Origin of the sequence: Streptomyces sp. NA02950, assembly GCF_013364155.1 — a bacterium.
In the GTDB taxonomy this organism is placed as follows: domain Bacteria; phylum Actinomycetota; class Actinomycetes; order Streptomycetales; family Streptomycetaceae; genus Streptomyces.
This window is the reverse complement of record NZ_CP054916.1, coordinates 6,776,920-6,795,461: the sequence shown is the minus strand read 5'-3', so window position 1 is coordinate 6,795,461 and position 18,542 is coordinate 6,776,920. Positions and strand designations below refer to the sequence as shown.

The following is an 18,542-nucleotide window of genomic DNA, read 5'->3' as shown; positions in this document are numbered from 1 at the left end:
CGGTCTTCTTGACGCCCCAGTCCCAGTCCTTGGCCGTGCGCTCGTTCACCCCGACCTGCAGGGCCGCCACCCGACGTGCGACACCGGCGGCCCGAAGCCGCTCGTACTCGTCGCGCCCGGGGTGCCGCCGAGGCAGGCGCACCGAGGTCCGTCCGGCCTTTCGGGCCCAGCCGAAGGCAGTGTTCCGGTTCACCCCCAGCTCACGCGCCACCACGGTCACGTTCCCCACGGCATCCAGCCGCGCAAGGAAACGCTCCCTCAACCCCGCAAGATCATCCCGTCCAACGGCCACGGTCCTCGCAACTCCCACAGATCGCGGGTGTTGCGAGGACCGTTAGAACCCAAGGTCCGGGCCGGGGCCCTGGTTGTGGGTGGCGTCAGCGGTGTACCGAAGGGATCAGTGGTGGCCGTGGCCGCTGGTGATCTCCTGGTACTCCTCGCGGGTCGGCTTCGGAATCACGTTGTTCTCGCCGTAGTAGCTCTTGGAGAGCTTCGAGCGGAGCTTGTCCGAACGCTTTATCTTCCGCGCGACACCGTTCTCGTCGACCGCCGGCCCGACCTCGAACGGCTTGGGCTGGTCGTGCTGGGTCAGCGTGTGCAGCTGCTCCTGCGAGAGCGGCTCATGGACCTCGACGAACTCACCGTGCGGCAGCCGCTTGATGATGCCGGTCTCACGGCCGTGCAGCACCTTGTCGCGGTCGCGGCGCTGGAGGCCGAGGCAGATCCGCCGGGTGACGATGAAGGCGACCACCGGGCCGACGAAGAAGCCGATCCGGACGAACCAGGTGATGGAGTTGATCGACAGGTGGAAGTGGGTGGCCCACAGGTCGTTTCCACCACCGACCAGCATCACGAAGTACGCGGTCAGCCACGCCACACCGAAGGCGGTCCGGGTCGGGGCGTTGCGCGGGCGGTCCAGGATGTGGTGCTCGCGCTTGTCGCCGGTGACCCAGGACTCGATGAACGGGTAGACGCCCATGGCCACCAGCACGACGGGGAACAGCACGATCGGGATGAACACACCCAGGACGAGCGTGTGGCCCCAGGCGTTGATCTCCCAGCCGGGCATCACTCGGACCAGGCCCTCGGCGAAGCCCATGTACCAGTCGGGCTGGGCACCGGTGGACACCTGATCCGGCCGGTAGGGACCGATGGTCCAGATCGGGTTGATGGTGGCGACCGCGGAGAGGACCGCGATCACGGCGAAGACCAGGAAGAAGAAGCCGCCCGCCTTGGCCATGTAGACCGGCAGCAGGGGCATGCCGACCACGTTCTTGTTGGTCTTTCCGGGCCCCGGGTACTGCGTGTGCTTGTGGTAGAAGACCAGGATCAGGTGCGCCACCAGCAGACCGAGCATGATGCCCGGCAGCAGCAGGACGTGGACCGGATAGAGCCGGGCGATCAGGTCCGTGCCCGGGAACTCGCCGCCGTACACGAACATCGTGATGTAGGTGCCGACGACCGGGACCGACAGGAACACACCCTCGATGAACCGCAGACCGGTACCGGAGAGCAGGTCGTCGGGGAGCGAGTAGCCGGTGAAGCCGGTCAGCATGCCGAGGAAGAACAGCAGGAAGCCGAACAGCCAGTTGATCTCACGCGGCTTGCGGAACGCGCCGGTGAAGAACACCCGCATCATGTGCACGAACATCGCGGCGAGGAAGATCAGCGCGGCCCAGTGGTGGATCTGCCGGATCAGCAGACCGCCGCGCACCTCGAAGCTGATGTCGAGCGTGGAGGCGAACGCCTCCGACATCCGCACACCCTGCATGGGCTCGTACGGGCCGTGGTAGACGACCTCTCCCATGCTGGGGTGGAAGAACAGCGTCAGATACACACCCGTGAGGATGATGACGATGAAGCTGTAGAGCGCGACCTCACCCAGCATGAAGGACCAGTGGTCCGGGAAGATCTTGCGCATATTGGCCTTGGCCAGGCTGTAGATGCCCAGCCGGCTGTCGGCCCAGTCGGCGACGCGCTCGCCCGCGGGGGCTTTGCCGCGCCGCTGCGCGTCGTTGGCCTGTCCAGTACTCATCCGCGCTCCCAGAAAGCAGGACCGACGGGCTCCGCGAAGTCGCCCATGGCTTCGAGGTACCCCTCGCCATTCACCGTGATGCGCAGCTGCGGCAGCGCATGCCCGGCGGGACCGAAGATCACTCGGCCACCGTCGGCGAGGTCGAAGGTCGACTGGTGGCAGGGGCACAGGACGTGGTGGGTCTGCTGCTCGTACAGGTTGATCGGGCAGCCGACATGCGTGCAGATCTTCGAGAACGCGACGATGCCGTCGTGCGACCAGTCCAGCTCGCGCTTGTCCTTGATGTTCTCCGGCTGGAGCCGGACCAGCATCAGGGCGGCCTTGGCGATCTCGGTCTGGAAGTCGTGCTGGTCCTCCTCCATGCCCTCGGGCATGGCGAAGGTCAGCGAGCCGACCACGATGTCCTCGGGGCGCAGCGGCTGCATGGTGTTCTGGTTCATCAGCAGCTTGCCCTTGCCCCACTTGGTGTGGCGCAGCTTGGTGCCGGGCATCGGGCCGAGGTCGCGCAGCAGCACCAGGCCGGAGAGCGGCACCAGCGCCAGGGCGCCGAAGAGGGTGTTGCGCGCCAGCTTGCGGCGGCCGAAGCCGGACTCGGCGGCACCGGCCCGGAAGTCGTCCAGGACCTTGGTCTTGACCTCGGGGCCGGCCGCGATGGGGTGACGCTCGTCGGCGATCTCCACATCGGACATCAGGGTGCGGGCCCAGTGGACCGCGCCCGCGCCGATGCCGAAGAGGGCGATGGCGAGCGTCAGGCCGAGCGCGAAGTTGAGCGCGCTGATGTGACCGATCGGGAAGACATAGACGTACTTGTCCACCGGGATCGCCACATACGAGGCGATGAAGGCGATCGTGGCCACCATCGAGGACGTGAAGAGCAGGGCGACGGTGCGCTCGGAGCGCTTGGCGGCCCGCTCGTCGATGTCCTGCTTGCGGTGCTCGTGCGGCGGCATCCCCGGGTCCGCGAACGGGTCTTCGGCGACCTCCACCGCACCCTCGGCGGACTCCCGCTTCTCGGGCAGCTGCTCGTCTGCTTCTGGAATCTCGTGGCTACTCATGACTTCTTGGCCTTTGCGGTCCGGGCGGCGACCCAGATGGTGAGGACGATCAGGGCGCCCATGCCGAAGACCCAGGCGAACAGGCCCTCGCTGACCGGGCCGAGCCCGCCGAGCTCAAGGCCACCGGGGGTCTTGGTCTTGTCGCTGTTGACCGTGTCGAGGTACGCGATGATGTCCTTCTTGTTCTTCTCCGGCAGCGTGGCGTCGGGGAAGGACGGCATGTTCTGCGGGCCGGTCTGCATGGCCTCGTAGATGTGCTTGGGACTCACGCCATCGAGGGCGGGCGCATACTTGCCGTTGGTCAGGGCACCGCCCTTGCCGGCGAAGTTGTGGCACTGCGCGCAGTTGGTACGGAAGAGCTCTCCGCCCTTCGCGACGTCCGCGCCGTCGATGTTGTACTGGCTCTTGGTGGGCGTCACCGGACCGGCGCCGAGCGAGGCGATGTACGCGGAGAGCTGCTCGATCTCGGCGTCCGAGTACACCTTCTTCTTCTTCGGCATCTGGGCGCCCGGCTGCTGGGCGGGCATCCGGCCGGTGCCGACCTGGAAGTCGACGGCGGCGGACCCGACGCCGACCAGGCTCGGGCCGTCGGAGGACCCCTGACCGCCCGTGCCGTGGCAGCTGGCGCAGCCGACGGCATAGAGCTTCTTGCCCTCCTCGATGGCGAGGGACTGGGCGGAGCTGTCATCAGCCTTCGCCTCGCTCGGCGAGAACGCGGCGTACAGCCCCCCAGTGACCGCCAGCGCGAAGAGTAGGACGACGAGCGCAGCCAGCGGATGGCGCCGTCGTGCGGAGAGCTTTTTCACGGATTACCCCGGTGTCAGGATCTTCTGCGTCGATGCTGTTAAGGACGTGGTTCCGGTGCGGTGACCGGCTTACTTGATCATGTAGATCGTGGCGAAGAGGCCGATCCAGACGACATCGACGAAGTGCCAGTAGTAGGACACGACGATGGCCGCCGTCGCCTGCTGGTGGGTGAACCTCTTGGCCGCGTACGTCCTGCCCAGGACCAGCAGGAAGGCGATGAGCCCGCCTGTCACATGCAGTCCGTGGAAGCCGGTGGTCAGGTAGAACACCGAGCCGTACGGGTCGGACGAGAGCGAGAGCCCTTCGTGCTTGACCAGTTCGGTGTACTCGAAGATCTGACCGCCGATGAAGATCGCGCCCATCATGAAGGTGATCACGAACCAGGTGCGCAGCTTCTTCACGTCGCCGCGCTCGGCAGCGAAGACACCGAGCTGGCAGGTGAGGGAGGAGAGCACCAGGATCGTGGTGTTCGTCGCGGAGAACGGGAAGTTCAGCGCGGACGCCATTTCCTTCCAGTGCTCGGCTCCGGTCACCGATCGCAGGGTGAAGTACATCGCGAAGAGGGCCGCGAAGAACATCAGCTCGGAACTCAGCCAGATGATGGTTCCGACGCTGGTGAGGTTCGGCCGGTTGACCGACGGGTGCGCGTGCCCGGTATCTACTGCTGTTGCTGTCGCCACGACCGACATTATGTCGGTCGCTTATCCAGCCCTCACTCCCGGGGGTACCGTTCGGAGTGTCAAGGCCATCGGCCCTGCTCGTCGGGGCCCCTCCGGGCAGTCCCCCGAAGGGGGTAGAGATCTGTACGCCCCCTCCTCCGGGCGGCTGTACCGGAGTAGCATCCGCCACAGGAGCCCAGCGGATCACTTAGTTCATCCGGAGGACACGATGCGGCCTACCGCCACGGTGCTGGTCTACAGCGACGACGCGAGCACCCGCGAGCAGGTGCGGCTCGCCGTCGGACGGCGGCCCGCGGCCGATGTGCCCCCGGTGGAATTCGTGGAGTGCGCGACCCTCCCCGCCGTGCTGACGGCGCTGGAGGAGGGCGGTATCGACGTCTGTGTGCTGGACGGCGAGGCGGTGCCCGCGGGCGGGATGGGCGTCTGCCGGCAGATCAAGGACGAGGTCTTCCGCTGTCCGCCGGTGCTGCTGCTCATCGGCCGCCCGCAGGACGCCTGGCTGGCCACCTGGAGCCGTGCGGAGGCCGCCGTGACCCATCCGGTGGACCCGGTGGCCCTGACGGACGCGCTGGCCGGACTGCTCCGCAAGCGGCTGGCCGTGAGCGCCTGACCGCAGGGGTCTCCTGGCGGTCGCGCGGCGGTCACGGCTGTCGCCACCGTCACACCTGGGGCCGGAGCCGGGCCGAGTCGGCCGGGGTCGCGCCGTCCCGCTGACCGGCGGCGAGGGCACTGCCCTGACGCCAGTCGTTCCAGGCCATGTTCCAGTCGCCGTAGCCGTTGTCGAACGTCGTCATATCGGCGCCATTGCTGTTCACGACCTTGACGACATCGCCGAGTCGCACGGTGTTGAAGAACCACTGGGCGTTCTCCGTACTCATACCGGTGCAGCCGTGGCTGACGTTGGCCACGCCCTGGGATCCGGTGGACCACGGTGCGGCGTGGACGTACTCACCGCTCCAGGTGACCCGGGCCGCCCAGTACACCATCAGGTCGTAGGAGTTGCCGAGGCCGATACTGGCGCCGGTCATCCGTACCGCGGACTCCTTGGCGAGGATCACCTTGGTGCCGTTACGGGTGTCGAATCCGGGCATACCGGTGGTGATCGGGATGGTCCGGATCGGCACGCCGTTGCGCTTCACCGTCATCTGGTGGGTACCGGAGTCGGTGAGGGCCTCGATACGGTCACCGGTGGTCAGCTTCAGCGACTTGGCGTCACCGCCGTAGAGCCCGCCGCCGATCCTGATGCCCTTCAGGTTGGAGTGCACATTGATGGTGGCGTGGGCGGGCCAGTAGTCCTGCGGACGGTAGTGCAGGGTCTTGCTGTCCACCCAGTGCCAGACACCGTCCACCGCGGGCTGGGAATCGACCTTCAGCGCACGCTCCACCACGGCCCGGGCCGAGGGGTCCTTCACCGCCCGGCTCAGCTTGGCGGTGACCGGCTGCCCGACCCCGTACTCCCCCGCCTTGGGCCCGAAGGTGACCTTCAGCAGCTTGCGGGCAGAGCTGGTGGTGAAGTAGATGGTCCGACGGCCGGGGGCCCCGTTGGAGTCCTCCGTGCTCACCCGGAGCGTGTAGTGGGCTCCGGCGGCCAGCGGCACGGTGCTGCGCCAGCGGCTGCCGTCGTCGGTCAGCTCGCCCCGCACATAGCGTCCCGCGGCGTCAGTGGCGGTGACGTCCGTGATCCGGCCGTCGTCGCCCTTGGACGTCACTTCCAGTGGCTTGTCCGGATCGGCCTTGTGGTTTTCCCCGGCGCCGCTGAACGAGATCTGGTCGGCGGCGTCGTACGGCTTGGCGGACAGCGGGTTGCCGGAAGGGCCCCCGCAGCCGCTGAGTCCCGCTATCAGCGACGCCACCAGCAGGGTGCAGGTGAGCACCGCCCGGGTTCGAGGTGATCGCGATGTGTGGCTCATGGACACACGCTATGAACGGCCGCCGGGGGTTGCGCGCGGAGTGAAGCACCGGAGTGACACCCCCCGGAGTGCCCGGAAGACGCGCACGGGCCCGGACACCTCCTGGAGGTGTCCGGGCCCGTGTTCAGCCGGTACGGGGAACGGCTACTGGTTCTGGTTCTCACCGCGGTAGTACTCGAAGACCCAGCCGAACAGACCGACCATGATGATCGGGGCGGAGAAGTACAGCAGCCACCAGCCGAAGATCACGCCCAGGAAGGCCAGGGCGCCACCGAAGCCCAGGGAGAGCGGCTGCCAGCTGTGCGGGGAGAAGAATCCCAGCTCACCGGCGTCGTCGGCGACGTCCGCGTCCTTGTTGTCCTGCGCACCGACATCTACCCGGCGCGCGGTGAACGCCAGGTAGTAGCCGATCATGATGCTCAGGCCGAAGGCGAGGAAGAGCGCGGTGGTGCCCGCCGGTTCCTTGGACCACACGCCATAGACGATGGCCATGACCAGGATGAAGACGGCGAGCCAGATGAACATCCGGCCTTGGACCTTCACTTGCCGGCCTCCTTGCCACCCGCGAGGGCCTTGTCATCGTCGGAGGCACCGTGGTTCTCGAGCTGGTCGAGCGCCGCGATCTCCGGGTGGTGCAGGTCGAACGCCGGGGATTCGGAGCGGATCCGCGGCAGGGTGAGGAAGTTGTGCCGCGGCGGCGGGCAGGAGGTGGCCCACTCCAGCGAACGGCCGTAGCCCCACGGGTCGTCGACCTCGATCTTCTTGCCGTACTTGGCGGTCTTCCAGACGTTGTAGAAGAACGGCAGGATCGACAGACCGAGCAGGAACGAGGCGATCGTCGAGATCGTGTTCAGCGTGGTGATGCCGTCGGCCGCCAGGTAGTCGGCGTACCGGCGGGGCATGCCCTCGGCGCCCAGCCAGTGCTGCACCAGGAACGTGCCGTGGAAGCCCACGAACAGCGTCCAGAAGGTGATCTTGCCGAGCCGCTCGTCCAGCATCTTGCCGGTGAACTTGGGCCACCAGAAGTGGAAGCCGGCGAACATCGCGAACACCACGGTGCCGAACACCACGTAGTGGAAGTGGGCCACCACGAAGTACGAGTCCGAGACGTGGAAGTCCATCGGCGGCGAGGCCAGGATGACACCGGTCAGACCACCGAAGGTGAAGGTGATCAGGAAGCCGATCGCCCAGAGCATCGGGGTCTCGAAGCTCAGCGACCCCTTCCACATGGTGCCGATCCAGTTGAAGAACTTGATACCGGTCGGAACCGCGATCAGGAACGTCATGAAGGAGAAGAAGGGCAGCAGTACCCCGCCCGTCACATACATGTGGTGCGCCCAGACCGTCACCGACAGACCGGCGATCGAGATCGTCGCGGCGATCAGCGAGATGTAACCGAACATCGGCTTGCGGGAGAAGACCGGAATGATCTCGGAAATGATCCCGAAGAACGGCAACGCGATGATGTACACCTCTGGATGGCCGAAGAACCAGAAGAGGTGCTGCCAGAGCAATGAGCCGCCGTTGGCCGCGTCGAAGACATGCGCCCCGAATTTTCGATCCGCCTCCAGGGCGAACAGCGCGGCGGCCAGCACCGGGAAGGCCAGCAGTACCAGCACCGCGGTGAGCAGCACGTTCCAGGTGAAGATCGGCATCCGGAACATCGTCATACCGGGAGCGCGCATGCAGATGATCGTGGTGATGAAGTTGACCGCACCGAGGATCGTGCCGAAGCCGGAGAAGGCCAGACCCATGATCCACATGTCCGCGCCCACACCCGGCGAGCGGACCGCGTCCGACAGCGGGGAGTAGGCGAACCAGCCGAAGTCGGCCGCGCCCTGCGGGGTCAGGAACCCGCCCACCGCGATCAGCGAGCCGAAGAGGTACAGCCAGTACGCGAACATGTTCAGCCGCGGGAAGGCCACATCCGGCGCGCCGATCTGGAGCGGCATGATCCAGTTCGTGAAGCCCGCGAACAGCGGGGTGGCGAACATCAGCAGCATGATCGTGCCATGCATGGTGAACGCCTGGTTGAACTGCTCGTTCGACATGATCTGCGTACCCGGGCGGGCCAGCTCGGCGCGCATGAAGAGCGCCATCAGGCCGCCGATGCAGAAGAACGCGAACGACGTGACGAGGTAGAGCGTGCCGATCGTCTTGTGGTCGGTGGTGGTCAGCCACTTGACGACGACATTGCCGGGCTGCTTGCGGCGCACCGGCAACTCGTTCTCGTACGAGGCGGTGGCGTCGGCACCCTGAGGTTCGTTGAGGATGCTCATGGGTTATTGGTCTCCGCGTTCTTGGCAGCGTCCGTCTGCTCAATGCCCGCCGGGATGTAGCCGGTCTGGCCCTTCTTCGCCAGGTCTTTCAGGTGCTGCTGGTAGCGCTCGGGCGACACTACCTTGACGTTGAAGAGCATCCGGGAGTGGTCGACGCCGCACAGTTCGGCGCACTTGCCCATGAAGGTGCCCTCGCGGTTCGGGGTGACCTCGAAGCGGTTGGTGTGCCCCGGGATGACGTCCATCTTCATCAGGAAGGGGACCACCCAGAACGAGTGGATGACATCGCGGGAGGTCAGGATGAACTGGACCGATTCACCCTTCGGCAGCCACAGCGTGGGACCCGGGTTACCGGTCTGCGGGTTCCGCTGACCGGGGACACCGGCGTCGTAGACGCCCTCGGCGCCCTTGGGCACCGCGGTGAGCATCCGGTTGGGGATGGCCGCGATCTCCTTGGCATTCTGCTTCGGAGTGGCGGTCGACCCGTCCACGTTCTCCATGTAGTTGAAGCCCCAGCTCCACTGGTAGCCCACGACGTTGACGACGTGGTCGGGCTTCTTGGAGGTCTTGAGGAGCTCGGTCTCATCGCGCGCGGTGAAGTAGAACAGCACCGAGACGATGATGATCGGGACCACGGTGTACAGCGCCTCGATGGGCATGTTGTACCGGGTCTGAGCGGGGACCTCGATCTTGGTCCTGCTGCGGCGGTGGAAGATGACCGCCCACACGATCAGGCCCCAGACCAGGACGCCCGTGGCGAGCGCAGCCGCCCACGAGCCCTGCCACAGGGAGAGGATCCGCGGCGCCTCCTCCGTGACCGGGGTGGGCATTCCGAGGCGGGGGAAGTCCTTGGATGTGCAACCGGTGGCGGTCGCCAGGACCAAGCCCGCGGCCAGCGCCTGCAGCAGCTTCCGCCGCACCGGGCGCCGCGACGAGCGGTCGGAGCCGTTGGGACTCACGTAGCGCCTTCCCGAGAGTCTCGCCCGCGCGGTCGGCCGCGGCCGTCTGTCGGTCGGTCGCCGGCCCGGTGCGGGCAGGGGTTTGGATGTTTATGCGGACCAAACCCTACTGGACGCTATTTGGGGCCGCGCGGCCAGGGTGCCCAACGCGCCGGGCCGCACCCCGAAGGGGTGGAATCACCCGCTCCGCCAGCGGTTTTCGCCCCGGTACGGGGTGTTGGGCGGACCGGAATCCGGGGTGCGGAGGGTGCGGCGGGACCGGTTCCGATTCTTCCCGCGGACCCCGAGCGGTCCACACCGGCTAGCGTTCCTGATGTGTCCTACTTCGACGCGGCCTCGTCCGCTCCGCTGCATCCGGTCGCCCGGCAGGCGCTGCTCGCCGCCCTGGACGAGGGGTGGGCCGATCCCGCGCGGCTGTACCGCGAGGGGCGCCGCGCCCGGCTGCTGCTGGACGCCGCCCGGGAGGCCGCGGCGGAGGCCGTCGGCTGCCGCCCGGACGAGCTGGTGTTCACTCCATCGGGGACACGCGCACTGCACGACGGCATTGCCGGAGCGCTCGCGGGGCGCCGCCGGGCCGGCCGCCATCTGATCGTCTCCGCCGTCGAGCACTCCGCGGTGCTCCATGCCGCGGCCGCCCATGAGGCGGGTGGCGGCACGGTCACCGAGGTGGCGGTGGACCGCACCGGGCGGGTCGCGCCGGACGCCTACGCGCGGGCCCTGCGGGCGGCTCCCGGCCCCACCGCGCTGGCCTGTCTGCAGTCCGCCAACCACGAGGTCGGCACGGTGCAGCCGGTGGCCGAGACCGCCGAGGCGTGCACGGAGGCGGGTGTTCCGCTGCTGGTGGACGCGGCGCAGTCGCTCGGCTGGGGCCCGGTGGAGGGCAATTGGTCGCTTCTGACCGCAAGTGCCCATAAATGGGGCGGTCCGTCGGGAGTGGGGCTGCTCGCCGTCCGCAAGGGGGTGCGCTTTTCGCCCCAGGGTCCGGCGGACGAACGGGAGTCGGGCCGCTCCCCCGGTTTCGAGAACCTCCCGGCCGTGGTCGCCGCGGCCGCCTCGCTGCGCGCCGTACGGGCGGAGGCGGACGCCGAGGCGGAGCGGCTGCGGGATCTGGTGGACCGGATCCGGGCGCGGGTGCCGGAGCTGGTGCCGGACGTGGAGGTGGTGGGCGACCCGGAGCGGAGGCTGCCGCATCTGGTGACCTTCTCGTGTCTCTATGTCGACGGGGAGACACTGCTGCATGAGCTGGACCGTGCGGAGTTCTCGGTCTCGTCCGGCTCCTCCTGCACCTCTTCCACCCTCACCCCGAGCCATGTGCTGCGGGCGATGGGGGTGCTGTCCGAGGGCAACATCCGGGTCTCGCTGCCGCTCGGCACGGCCGGGGCGGAGGTGGAGCGGTTCCTGGAGCTACTGCCGGGGGTGGTGCGGGAGGTCCGCGGCCGGCTCGGCGTCCCGGAGACGGCGCGGCCCGCGGCAAGGGAGCCGGCGGCGGAAATGGCGGCGGAACCGGCAGAACCCGAGCTGGTGGTGGACTCGCTCGGCAAGCGGTGCCCGATCCCGGTGATCGAACTGGCCAAGGTGATCGGCGAGGTCCCGGTGGGCGGGGTGGTCACGGTGCTGTCCGACGACGAGGCGGCCCGGCTGGACATCCCGGCCTGGTGCGCCATGCGGGACCAGGAGTACGAGGGCGAGCGCCCGGCCGAACGCGGTGTCGCCTACCGGGTACGCCGCCGCACCTGACGGCGCCCGGCCCCCGGGGAGCCCGGGGGCCGGGCGGCCGGGCGTCAGACCAGGTGGTCGTTGACCTCGCCCGCGGCTTCATGGCCGTACGCCTTGGCGAACCGCTCCATGAAGTGGCCGCGGCGCAGTTCGTACTCCTGCGTGCCCACGGTCTCGATGACCAGGGTGGCGAGCATGCAGCCCACCTGGGCGGAGCGCTCCAGGGACAGCCCCCAGGACAGACCGGCGAGGAAGCCCGCGCGGAAGGCGTCGCCGACACCGGTCGGGTCGGCCTTCGCGTCCTCCTCCGGGCAGCCGACGACGATCGGCTCCTCGCCCTCGCGGTCGATCCGGACACCCTGCGCGCCCAGCGTGGTGACCCGGGTGCCGACCTCGGCGAGGATCCGTTCGGAGGTCCAGCCGGTCTTGGTCTCGATCAGCGCGGCCTCGTACTCGTTGGTGAACAGGTAGTCCGCCCCGCCGACCAGCAGGCGGATGTCCTCGCCGTCCATCCGGGCGAGCTGCTGGGAGGGGTCGGCGGCGAACGGGATACCCCGCGAGCGGCACTCCTCGGTGTGCCGGACCATCGCCTCCGGGTCGTCCGCGCCGATGACCACCAGGTCGAGGCCGCCGACCCGGTCGGCGACCGGCTGGAGCTCGATCTGCCGGGCCTCGCTCATGGCGCCGGTGTAGAAGGACGCGATCTGGTTGTGGTCCGTGTCCGTGGTGCAGACGAAGCGCGCGGTGTGCAGCACCTCGGAGATCCGCACGGACGCGGTGTCCACGCCGTGGCGGTCCAGCCAGGCGCGGTACTCGGCGAAGTCCTCGCCGGCCGCGCCGACCAGGATCGGGCGCAGACCGAGCACCCCCATACCGAAACAGATGTTGGGGCCCACGCCGCCGCGGCGGACGTCGAGGGTGTCGACCAGGAAGGAGAGGGAGACCGTATGCAGCTGATCGGCGACCAGCTGGTCGGCGAAGCGGCCGGGGAAGGTCATCAGATGGTCGGTGGCGATGGAGCCGGTGACGGCGATACGCACGGAAGTCGCTCCTGCGGGGCGGCGGCGGGATCGGACCCTTTACGCTATCGCCTTGCCACGCCCGTATGAACGTAAGAAACTACCCGATAGTAGGGCTATTTTCGCCAGAGATGCGGTGCATACGGTGCGTATGCATCAAATATTCATCCGCGACCCCTTCGGACCGGGAGGCTTCCCATGCCGGAGCACGTGATCAATGCCCTTCCCACCGGTGCCATCGAGCCCGAGTTCCTGGAAGAGCTGCGCGGCCAGGGGGCACGGATGGTGCCGCACTGGCCGGTCACCGTATCGCCGCCGGCCGCACCGGTGTCCCCGGCGCGGATCCGCGGGGTCACCGTGCCGCCCGCGTCCGCGCATCTGCTGGACAATATGTCGGATTACGGCGACTGACGGAACCGTCCGCCCGTCCGCCCCGTCTCACCGGCGTCCCCTCGCGAGGAAATGGGACCGTACAACGTGAGCGGAGCCGAAGGAGCGAAACGGTGAGCACCGACGAGACCGACACCCCGCAGAGCCCCGACGACGACCACCCGCGTCCGCGGCGCCGTTCGCCGCTGGCCGTGGTTTCGGTGGCGGCCGCGGTGCTGGTCGCCGGTGGCGGCGGGGCCTACTGGGCCTCGACCGCGGCGGACGGCAGCGGCACGGCACACAGGGACGGATCACCAAAACCCCTCGCACTGGACGCCTACCCCTCCGCCGGGCACGAGGGCATCGCGCCCGGTGAGCCCGATCCGAGCGGCGGGCGCTATGTGACCGAGGAGAAGCTGCCCGACGGGCCGGACTCGGCCCCGGTGTACCTGTCCGATCCGAAGGTCACCAAGTCCGATGTGGCGCGGCTGGCCGAGGCGCTGGACGTCCCGGGCAGCCCGCGCGGCGACCACGGCTACTGGAAGGTCGGGGGCACCCGGGACGCGGCCGGTCCGGTGCTGCGGGTGAGCCAGGACGGCCCGGGCAGCTGGACCTACTCCCGCTACGGCACCCCCGCCGGCGGCACCTGTGTGCGCCTGCCCGGCTCGGACGGCGACGCCGGCGCGGGCAGCGGCAAGGGCGATGGCGGCACCGCCCGGGACTGCCCCACCTACCGGGACGGAAAGTCCGGGAAGAAGTCCGGCGAGAAGGGCGACGACCACCCCGAGCGCAGCGACGCTGACCACGACAAGGTGGTGTCCGAGGCGAAGGCCAAGCGCACCGCCGAGCCGGTGCTCAAGGCACTCGGACTGTCGGACGCCAAGCTGGACGCGACCGGCCGCTACGCCGCCATCCGCACCGTGAACGCGGAGCCGCGGGTGGGCGGTTTGCCGACGCACGGCTGGTCGACCAGCCTCCAGGTGGCCGCCGACGGCCAGTTGGTCGGTGGCAGCGGAACGCTGTCGACGCCCAAGCAGGCCGACACCTATCCGCTGATCAGCGCGGACGAGGCACTGAAGAAGCTCAACGCGGCGACCAGGGGCCGGGGTCCGGCCAAGGGCGGCACCTGTCCGTCGGCCACCCCGGGCTCGGACGGGCCGGAGGCGGGCGGCGAGATCGCGCCGTGCGAGCCGAACCCCTCGGGTACGTCGAGCAAGGTGACGGTGCGCAAGGTGACCTTCGGGCTGGCCTCGCACAGGGTGGAGGGACGGCGGGCGCTGGTGCCGTCGTGGATCTTCGAGACCCGGCCGACCGGGAACAACGGTGTCTCGATGACCCTTCCGTACCCGGCCGTGCAGCCCGAGTACATCAAGAAGGCCGCCGGTACCGAGAGCCCGGGGCACGGTCACAGCGGCACCTCCGACCCGTCCGGCAAGAAGAAGATCGACGACATCTCCTCGTACAGCGTGGACGGCAAGACGCTGACGCTGCGCTTCTGGGGCGGGGTGTGCCGGACCTACTCGGTCTCCGCGCAGGAGACGTCGAAGCAGGTGACGGTGGAGATCAAGAGCCAGGCCAAGCATCCTGGGCGGGCCTGCATCCTGATCGCCAAGGAGATGACCAAGAAGGTCACGCTGGACAAGCCGCTGGGCGACCGCAAGGTGGTCGACAAGGCGACCGGTGAGACGGTGCCGCCGCGGAAGAAGTGACCCGGATACACGAAGCGGGAAAGAACGGGAAAGAAGCGGACAACACGAAGAAGGCGGCGGTCCCGGCCGGGACCGCCGCCTTCCCTCGCGTCAGTGAGCACGCGCCCCGCGGGAGGGCTCAGCTGAAGGAGTCGCCGCAGGCGCAGGAGCCCGTGGCGTTCGGGTTGTCGATCGTGAAGCCCTGCTTCTCGATGGTGTCGACGAAGTCGATCGAGGCACCGCCCAGGTACGGGGCGCTCATCCGGTCGGTGACGACCTTGACGCCGTCGAAGTCCTTGACGACGTCGCCGTCGAGCGAGCGCTCGTCGAAGAAGAGCTGATAGCGCAGGCCGGAGCAGCCGCCGGGCTGGACGGCGACGCGCAGCGCGAGATCGTCACGGCCCTCCTGCTCCAGCAGGCTCTTGACCTTCGACGCGGCGGCGTCGGACAGGATGATGCCCTCGCTCGCGGTGGTCTCGTCCTGAACGGTCATCTGCTTGTCTCCCGGGTTGTACGGACTGCTTGCCGTCGGCACAAACCAACGGCCCCCCGGATTCATTCCGGGCCCATCGCTTTGTTCCTGCGTTCTTCATGCTCGCACACGGCTCGCGACACCGGAATGCGTCACATCGACACGATGCCCATCGTCAAAGTGACGTGAAGCAGTTATGATAGATAGCGTCATTTTGACGATTAACAGGATCAGGGTTTCCCAGCGAAGAAAGAAGGGTGCGTGACGTGACCACCGCCCAGCCCCTCGACGTGCAGCCGACCCCGCTCGCTCTGCTGCTTCTCGGCCGTGAGGCCGACCCGCGGAGCGAGCGCGGTGTGGAGTGCCCCGGAGACCTTCCGGCGCCCTCCGACCCGGACCTGGTGGCGCGTGCCCGCGCGGCCAAGGAGAAGCTCGGGGACAAGGTCTTCGTGCTCGGCCACCACTACCAGCGCGACGAGGTCATCGAGTTCGCGGACGTCACCGGGGACTCCTTCAAGCTCGCCCGGGAGGCGGCGGCCCGGCCGGACGCGGAGTACATCGTCTTCTGCGGTGTGCACTTCATGGCGGAGTCCGCCGACATCCTGACCGGCGACGACCAGCAGGTTGTGCTCCCCGACCTGGCGGCGGGCTGCTCGATGGCCGACATGGCCACCGCCGAGCAGGTCGCCGAGTGCTGGGACGTACTGACCGAGGCGGGCGTCGCCGAGGTGACGGTGCCGGTCTCGTACATGAACTCCTCCGCGGACATCAAGGCGTTCACCGGCAAGCACGGTGGCACCATCTGCACCTCCTCCAACGCCAAGCGGGCCCTGGACTGGGCCTTCGGGCAGGGAGAGCCCGGGCACAGCAAGGTGCTGTTCCTGCCCGACCAGCACCTGGGGCGCAATACGGCCGTCCGCGACATGGGCATGTCCCTGGAGGACTGCGTCGTCTACAACCCGCACAAGCCGGGCGGCGGGCTGACCGCCGAGGAGCTGCGCGCGGCGAAGATGATCCTGTGGCGCGGCCACTGCTCGGTGCACGGCCGCTTCTCGCTGGACTCGGTCAACGACGTCCGTGAGCGCATACCGGGCGTCAACGTCCTGGTCCACCCCGAGTGCAAGCACGAGGTGGTGGCGGCCGCGGACTACGTCGGTTCGACCGAGTACATCATCAAGGCCCTGGAGGCCGCCCCGGCCGGGTCCAAGTGGGCGATCGGCACCGAGCTGAACCTGGTCCGGCGGCTGGCGAACCGCTTCGCCGACGAGGACAAGGAGATCGTCTTCCTCGACAAGACGGTCTGCTTCTGCTCGACCATGAACCGCATCGACCTGCCGCACCTGGTCTGGGCGCTGGAGTCGCTCGCGGCGGGCAAGGTCGTCAACCGCATCCAGGTCGACCGGGAGACCGAGAGCTTCGCCAAACTGGCGCTGGAGCGGATGCTGGCGCTGCCGTAGCGGACAGCGGACGCCCGACGACGGACGACGGACGGGGCGTGGGGCCGAGGGGCTCCGCGCCCCGTCCGTGGTGTCGGCGTCCGTCGTGTCGCGTCCGTCGTGTCAGAGCCCCGGGCGCACCAGGCCCGTCTCGTAGGAGATCACCACCAGCTGGGCCCGGTCGCGCGCCCCCAGCTTGGCCATCGCACGGTTCACATGCGTCTTGACCGTCAGCGGGCTGACCTCCAGCCGGGCGGCGATCTCGTCGTTGGACAGCCCCCCGGCCACCTGCACCAGCACCTCGCGCTCGCGCCCCGTGAGCGCGTCCAGCCGGCTCGCGTCGTAGGCGGACTCGCCACCGTCCCGGGCACCGTCGCCCTGAGCCAGGAACCGGGCGATCAGGCCCTTGGTCGCGGCCGGGGAGAGCAGCGCCTCGCCCGCCGCCGCGATCCGGATCGCGGCCAGCAGCTCATCGGGCTCGGCGCCCTTGCCGAGGAAGCCGCTGGCGCCCGCCCGCAGGGAGTCCACCACGTACTCGTCGACCTCGAAAGTGGTCAGCATGACCACCCGGACCCCGGTCAGCTCCGGATCCTCGCTGATCATGCGGGTCGCGGTCAGCCCGTCGGTACCGGGCATCCGGATGTCCATCAGGACCACGTCCGCGCCCTTGGCCCGGACGATCTCGACCGCCTCCGCGCCATCGGACGCCTCCCCCACCACCTCCATCTCCGGATCGGAGTCCACCAGCACGCGGAACGCACTGCGCAGCAACGCCTGGTCATCGGCGAGCAGCACCTTGATCGTCATGAGTCCCCTCCCGTACGGCCCTGCAACGGAAGTCTCGCCCGCACCCGGAAGCCGCCCTCGGGCAGGGGGCCCGCCTCGCAGCTGCCGCGCAGTGCGGTGACCCGCTCCCGCATCCCGAGCAGTCCGTGGCCGCCGCCGTGCTCGTCGTCCAGCGGTGCCGCGGGCACGTCCGGCCCGGCCGCGTCGGCGGCCCGGGGCTCCGCCCCCGCCCCGTCGTCCACGACGGTGATCTCCAGTGCGCCGCGGTCGCGGACGATCCGGATCCGGACACCGGCCTCGGGCCCGGCGTGCTTGTGCACATTGGTCAGCGCCTCCTGGACGACGCGGTACGCGGTGAGGTCCACCGAGCCCGCCAGCGGCCCGATACCGCCGCGCGGCTCCTCCTCGACCTCGATCCGCATCCCCACCCGGGCGAAGCCCTCCACGAGCTGGTCCAGCACCCCCAGGCCCGGTGCCGGTTCGGTGGGGGCCGCGGGGTCGCCGTACTGCCGCAGCAGGCCGACCGTGGCCCGCAACTCGTCCAGCGCCGAGCGGCTGGCCTCCCGGACGTGCGCCAGCGCCTCCTTGGCCTGGTCGGGGCGGTTGTCCATGACATGGGACGCCACCCCGGCCTGCACATTGACCAGGGCGATGTGGTGGGCGACCACATCGTGCAGCTCCCGGGCGATCCGCAGCCGCTCCTCGGCCACCCGGCGGCGCGCCTCCTCCTCGCGGGTGCGCTCGGCCCGTACCGCCCGCTCCTCGATGGCGGCGACGTAGGCGCGGCGGCTGCGCACCGCGTCGCCCGCGGCGGCGGCCAGACCGGCCCAGGCGAAGATGCCCAGGTTCTCCTGGGAGTACCAGGGGCTGAGCCCGAAGAGCATCGCGGTCCCGGTCAGCAGCACCGCGGTGAGGAAGCCGACCCGCCAGGTGGTGGGGCGGTCGGTGCGGGCCGCGAGGGTGTAGAGCGCCACCACCACGCCCAGCACGATCGAGGTGCGCGGCGGGCCGCTCTGGGTGGTGGTGATCTCCACCACCGTGATCGCGGAGGTGACCGCGAGCACACTGCCCGGCAGATCGCGGCGGAGCACCAGGGAGGCGGAGGAGAGCAGCGCCAGCAGGACGAAGTACGGGCCGATGTGCTGGTCGCGCAGGTGCGGGTTGGCCACCGCGCCGATGATGATCAGCGCGAAGACACCGATGGCGACCAGGATGTCCAGGGCCCTCGGGTGCGCGGCCAGCCAGCGGTAGGGGCGGGCCAGGCCCGGCCCCACGGAGAGGGGAGTCACGGGATCCAAAGGTAAGCGCCGTACCGGACCGCTCCGTTCCGG

General features: G+C 68.9%; 17 protein-coding genes. 5 read left to right on the top strand and 12 right to left on the bottom strand.

Translation table 11 applies throughout. From position 1 onward, the window contains the following. Positions 1-397: 397 nt before the first annotated feature. The 4 genes from HUT19_RS29835 to HUT19_RS29820 all read right to left on the bottom strand — a co-directional run bounded on the left by HUT19_RS29835 (position 398) and on the right by HUT19_RS29820 (position 4,586). Positions 398-2,035, bottom strand: a complete 1,638-nt coding sequence (locus tag HUT19_RS29835) for a cytochrome bc complex cytochrome b subunit (protein WP_176183410.1) — start codon at positions 2,033-2,035, stop codon at positions 398-400. After that, positions 2,032-3,090 (bottom strand): ubiquinol-cytochrome c reductase iron-sulfur subunit, encoded by a 1,059-nt coding sequence (locus HUT19_RS29830; RefSeq protein WP_176183409.1) that lies wholly within the window; start codon positions 3,088-3,090, stop codon positions 2,032-2,034. The genes HUT19_RS29835 and HUT19_RS29830 overlap by 4 nt, the downstream gene beginning before the upstream one ends. Next, positions 3,087-3,896 (bottom strand): c-type cytochrome, encoded by an 810-nt coding sequence (locus tag HUT19_RS29825; RefSeq protein WP_176183408.1) that lies wholly within the window; start codon positions 3,894-3,896, stop codon positions 3,087-3,089. The genes HUT19_RS29830 and HUT19_RS29825 overlap by 4 nt, the downstream gene beginning before the upstream one ends. A 69-nt stretch (positions 3,897-3,965) precedes the next feature. Further along, on the bottom strand, positions 3,966-4,586 hold the full coding sequence (locus HUT19_RS29820) for a heme-copper oxidase subunit III (RefSeq protein ID WP_176183407.1): 621 nt from the start codon (positions 4,584-4,586) through the stop codon (positions 3,966-3,968). Between the two features lie 199 nt (positions 4,587-4,785). On the opposite strand from HUT19_RS29820, the gene HUT19_RS29815 reads away from it, so the two are divergent. Then, positions 4,786-5,187 carry a hypothetical protein gene (locus tag HUT19_RS29815; protein WP_176183406.1) on the top strand — a complete coding sequence of 134 codons (402 nt, stop codon included), beginning with the start codon at positions 4,786-4,788 and terminating at the stop codon, positions 5,185-5,187. A gap of 49 nt (positions 5,188-5,236) precedes the next feature. On the opposite strand, the gene HUT19_RS29810 is transcribed toward HUT19_RS29815, so the two are convergent. The 4 genes from HUT19_RS29810 to coxB form a co-directional block, all read right to left on the bottom strand. Beyond that, the gene (locus HUT19_RS29810; RefSeq protein WP_176183405.1) at positions 5,237-6,487 is read right to left on the bottom strand and encodes an Ig-like domain-containing protein; all 1,251 of its coding nucleotides are present in this window, start codon (positions 6,485-6,487) and stop codon (positions 5,237-5,239) included. A gap of 144 nt (positions 6,488-6,631) precedes the next feature. Then, positions 6,632-7,030, bottom strand: coding sequence for a cytochrome c oxidase subunit 4 (locus HUT19_RS29805; RefSeq protein WP_176183404.1), 399 nt, complete (start codon positions 7,028-7,030; stop codon positions 6,632-6,634). Beyond that, complete coding sequence (gene ctaD / locus HUT19_RS29800; RefSeq protein WP_176183403.1) at positions 7,027-8,766, bottom strand: cytochrome c oxidase subunit I; 1,740 nt, start codon at positions 8,764-8,766, stop codon at positions 7,027-7,029. The genes HUT19_RS29805 and ctaD overlap by 4 nt, the downstream gene beginning before the upstream one ends. Then, entirely contained in the window at positions 8,763-9,725 is a 963-nt protein-coding gene (coxB, locus tag HUT19_RS29795) for a cytochrome c oxidase subunit II (RefSeq protein WP_176183402.1), read from the bottom strand. Before coxB ends, ctaD begins: the two co-directional genes overlap by 4 nt. Positions 9,726-10,040: 315 nt before the next feature. On the opposite strand from coxB, the gene HUT19_RS29790 reads away from it, so the two are divergent. Further along, positions 10,041-11,462, top strand: coding sequence for a cysteine desulfurase/sulfurtransferase TusA family protein (locus HUT19_RS29790; protein ID WP_176183401.1), 1,422 nt, complete (start codon positions 10,041-10,043; stop codon positions 11,460-11,462). Positions 11,463-11,506: 44 nt separating this feature from the next. Here HUT19_RS29790 and HUT19_RS29785 read toward each other — a convergent pair whose 3' ends face one another. Further along, on the bottom strand, positions 11,507-12,481 hold the full coding sequence (locus HUT19_RS29785) for a carbohydrate kinase family protein (RefSeq protein WP_176183400.1): 975 nt from the start codon (positions 12,479-12,481) through the stop codon (positions 11,507-11,509). A 177-nt stretch (positions 12,482-12,658) separates the two neighbouring features. On the opposite strand from HUT19_RS29785, the gene HUT19_RS29780 reads away from it, so the two are divergent. Next, entirely contained in the window at positions 12,659-12,871 is a 213-nt protein-coding gene (locus HUT19_RS29780) for a hypothetical protein (RefSeq protein WP_176183399.1), read from the top strand. Between the two features lie 92 nt (positions 12,872-12,963). Continuing rightward, entirely contained in the window at positions 12,964-14,538 is a 1,575-nt protein-coding gene (locus HUT19_RS29775) for a hypothetical protein (RefSeq protein ID WP_176183398.1), read from the top strand. A gap of 118 nt (positions 14,539-14,656) precedes the next feature. On the opposite strand, the gene erpA is transcribed toward HUT19_RS29775, so the two are convergent. Beyond that, a complete protein-coding gene (erpA, locus tag HUT19_RS29770) occupies positions 14,657-15,010 on the bottom strand; it encodes an iron-sulfur cluster insertion protein ErpA (protein WP_135340779.1) in 354 nt (117 codons plus the stop codon). A gap of 236 nt (positions 15,011-15,246) precedes the next feature. Here erpA and nadA point away from each other — a divergent pair, with 236 nt between their 5' ends. Then, a complete protein-coding gene (gene nadA, locus HUT19_RS29765) occupies positions 15,247-16,446 on the top strand; it encodes a quinolinate synthase NadA (RefSeq protein ID WP_176183397.1) in 1,200 nt (399 codons plus the stop codon). Positions 16,447-16,548: 102 nt separating this feature from the next. Here nadA and HUT19_RS29760 read toward each other — a convergent pair whose 3' ends face one another. Together HUT19_RS29760 and HUT19_RS29755 are read right to left on the bottom strand one after the other, a co-directional pair. Next, the gene (locus HUT19_RS29760) at positions 16,549-17,232 is read right to left on the bottom strand and encodes a response regulator transcription factor (protein ID WP_176183396.1); all 684 of its coding nucleotides are present in this window, start codon (positions 17,230-17,232) and stop codon (positions 16,549-16,551) included. Continuing rightward, positions 17,229-18,509 (bottom strand): sensor histidine kinase, encoded by a 1,281-nt coding sequence (locus tag HUT19_RS29755; RefSeq protein WP_176183395.1) that lies wholly within the window; start codon positions 18,507-18,509, stop codon positions 17,229-17,231. Before HUT19_RS29755 ends, HUT19_RS29760 begins: the two co-directional genes overlap by 4 nt. Positions 18,510-18,542 lie beyond the last annotated feature (33 nt).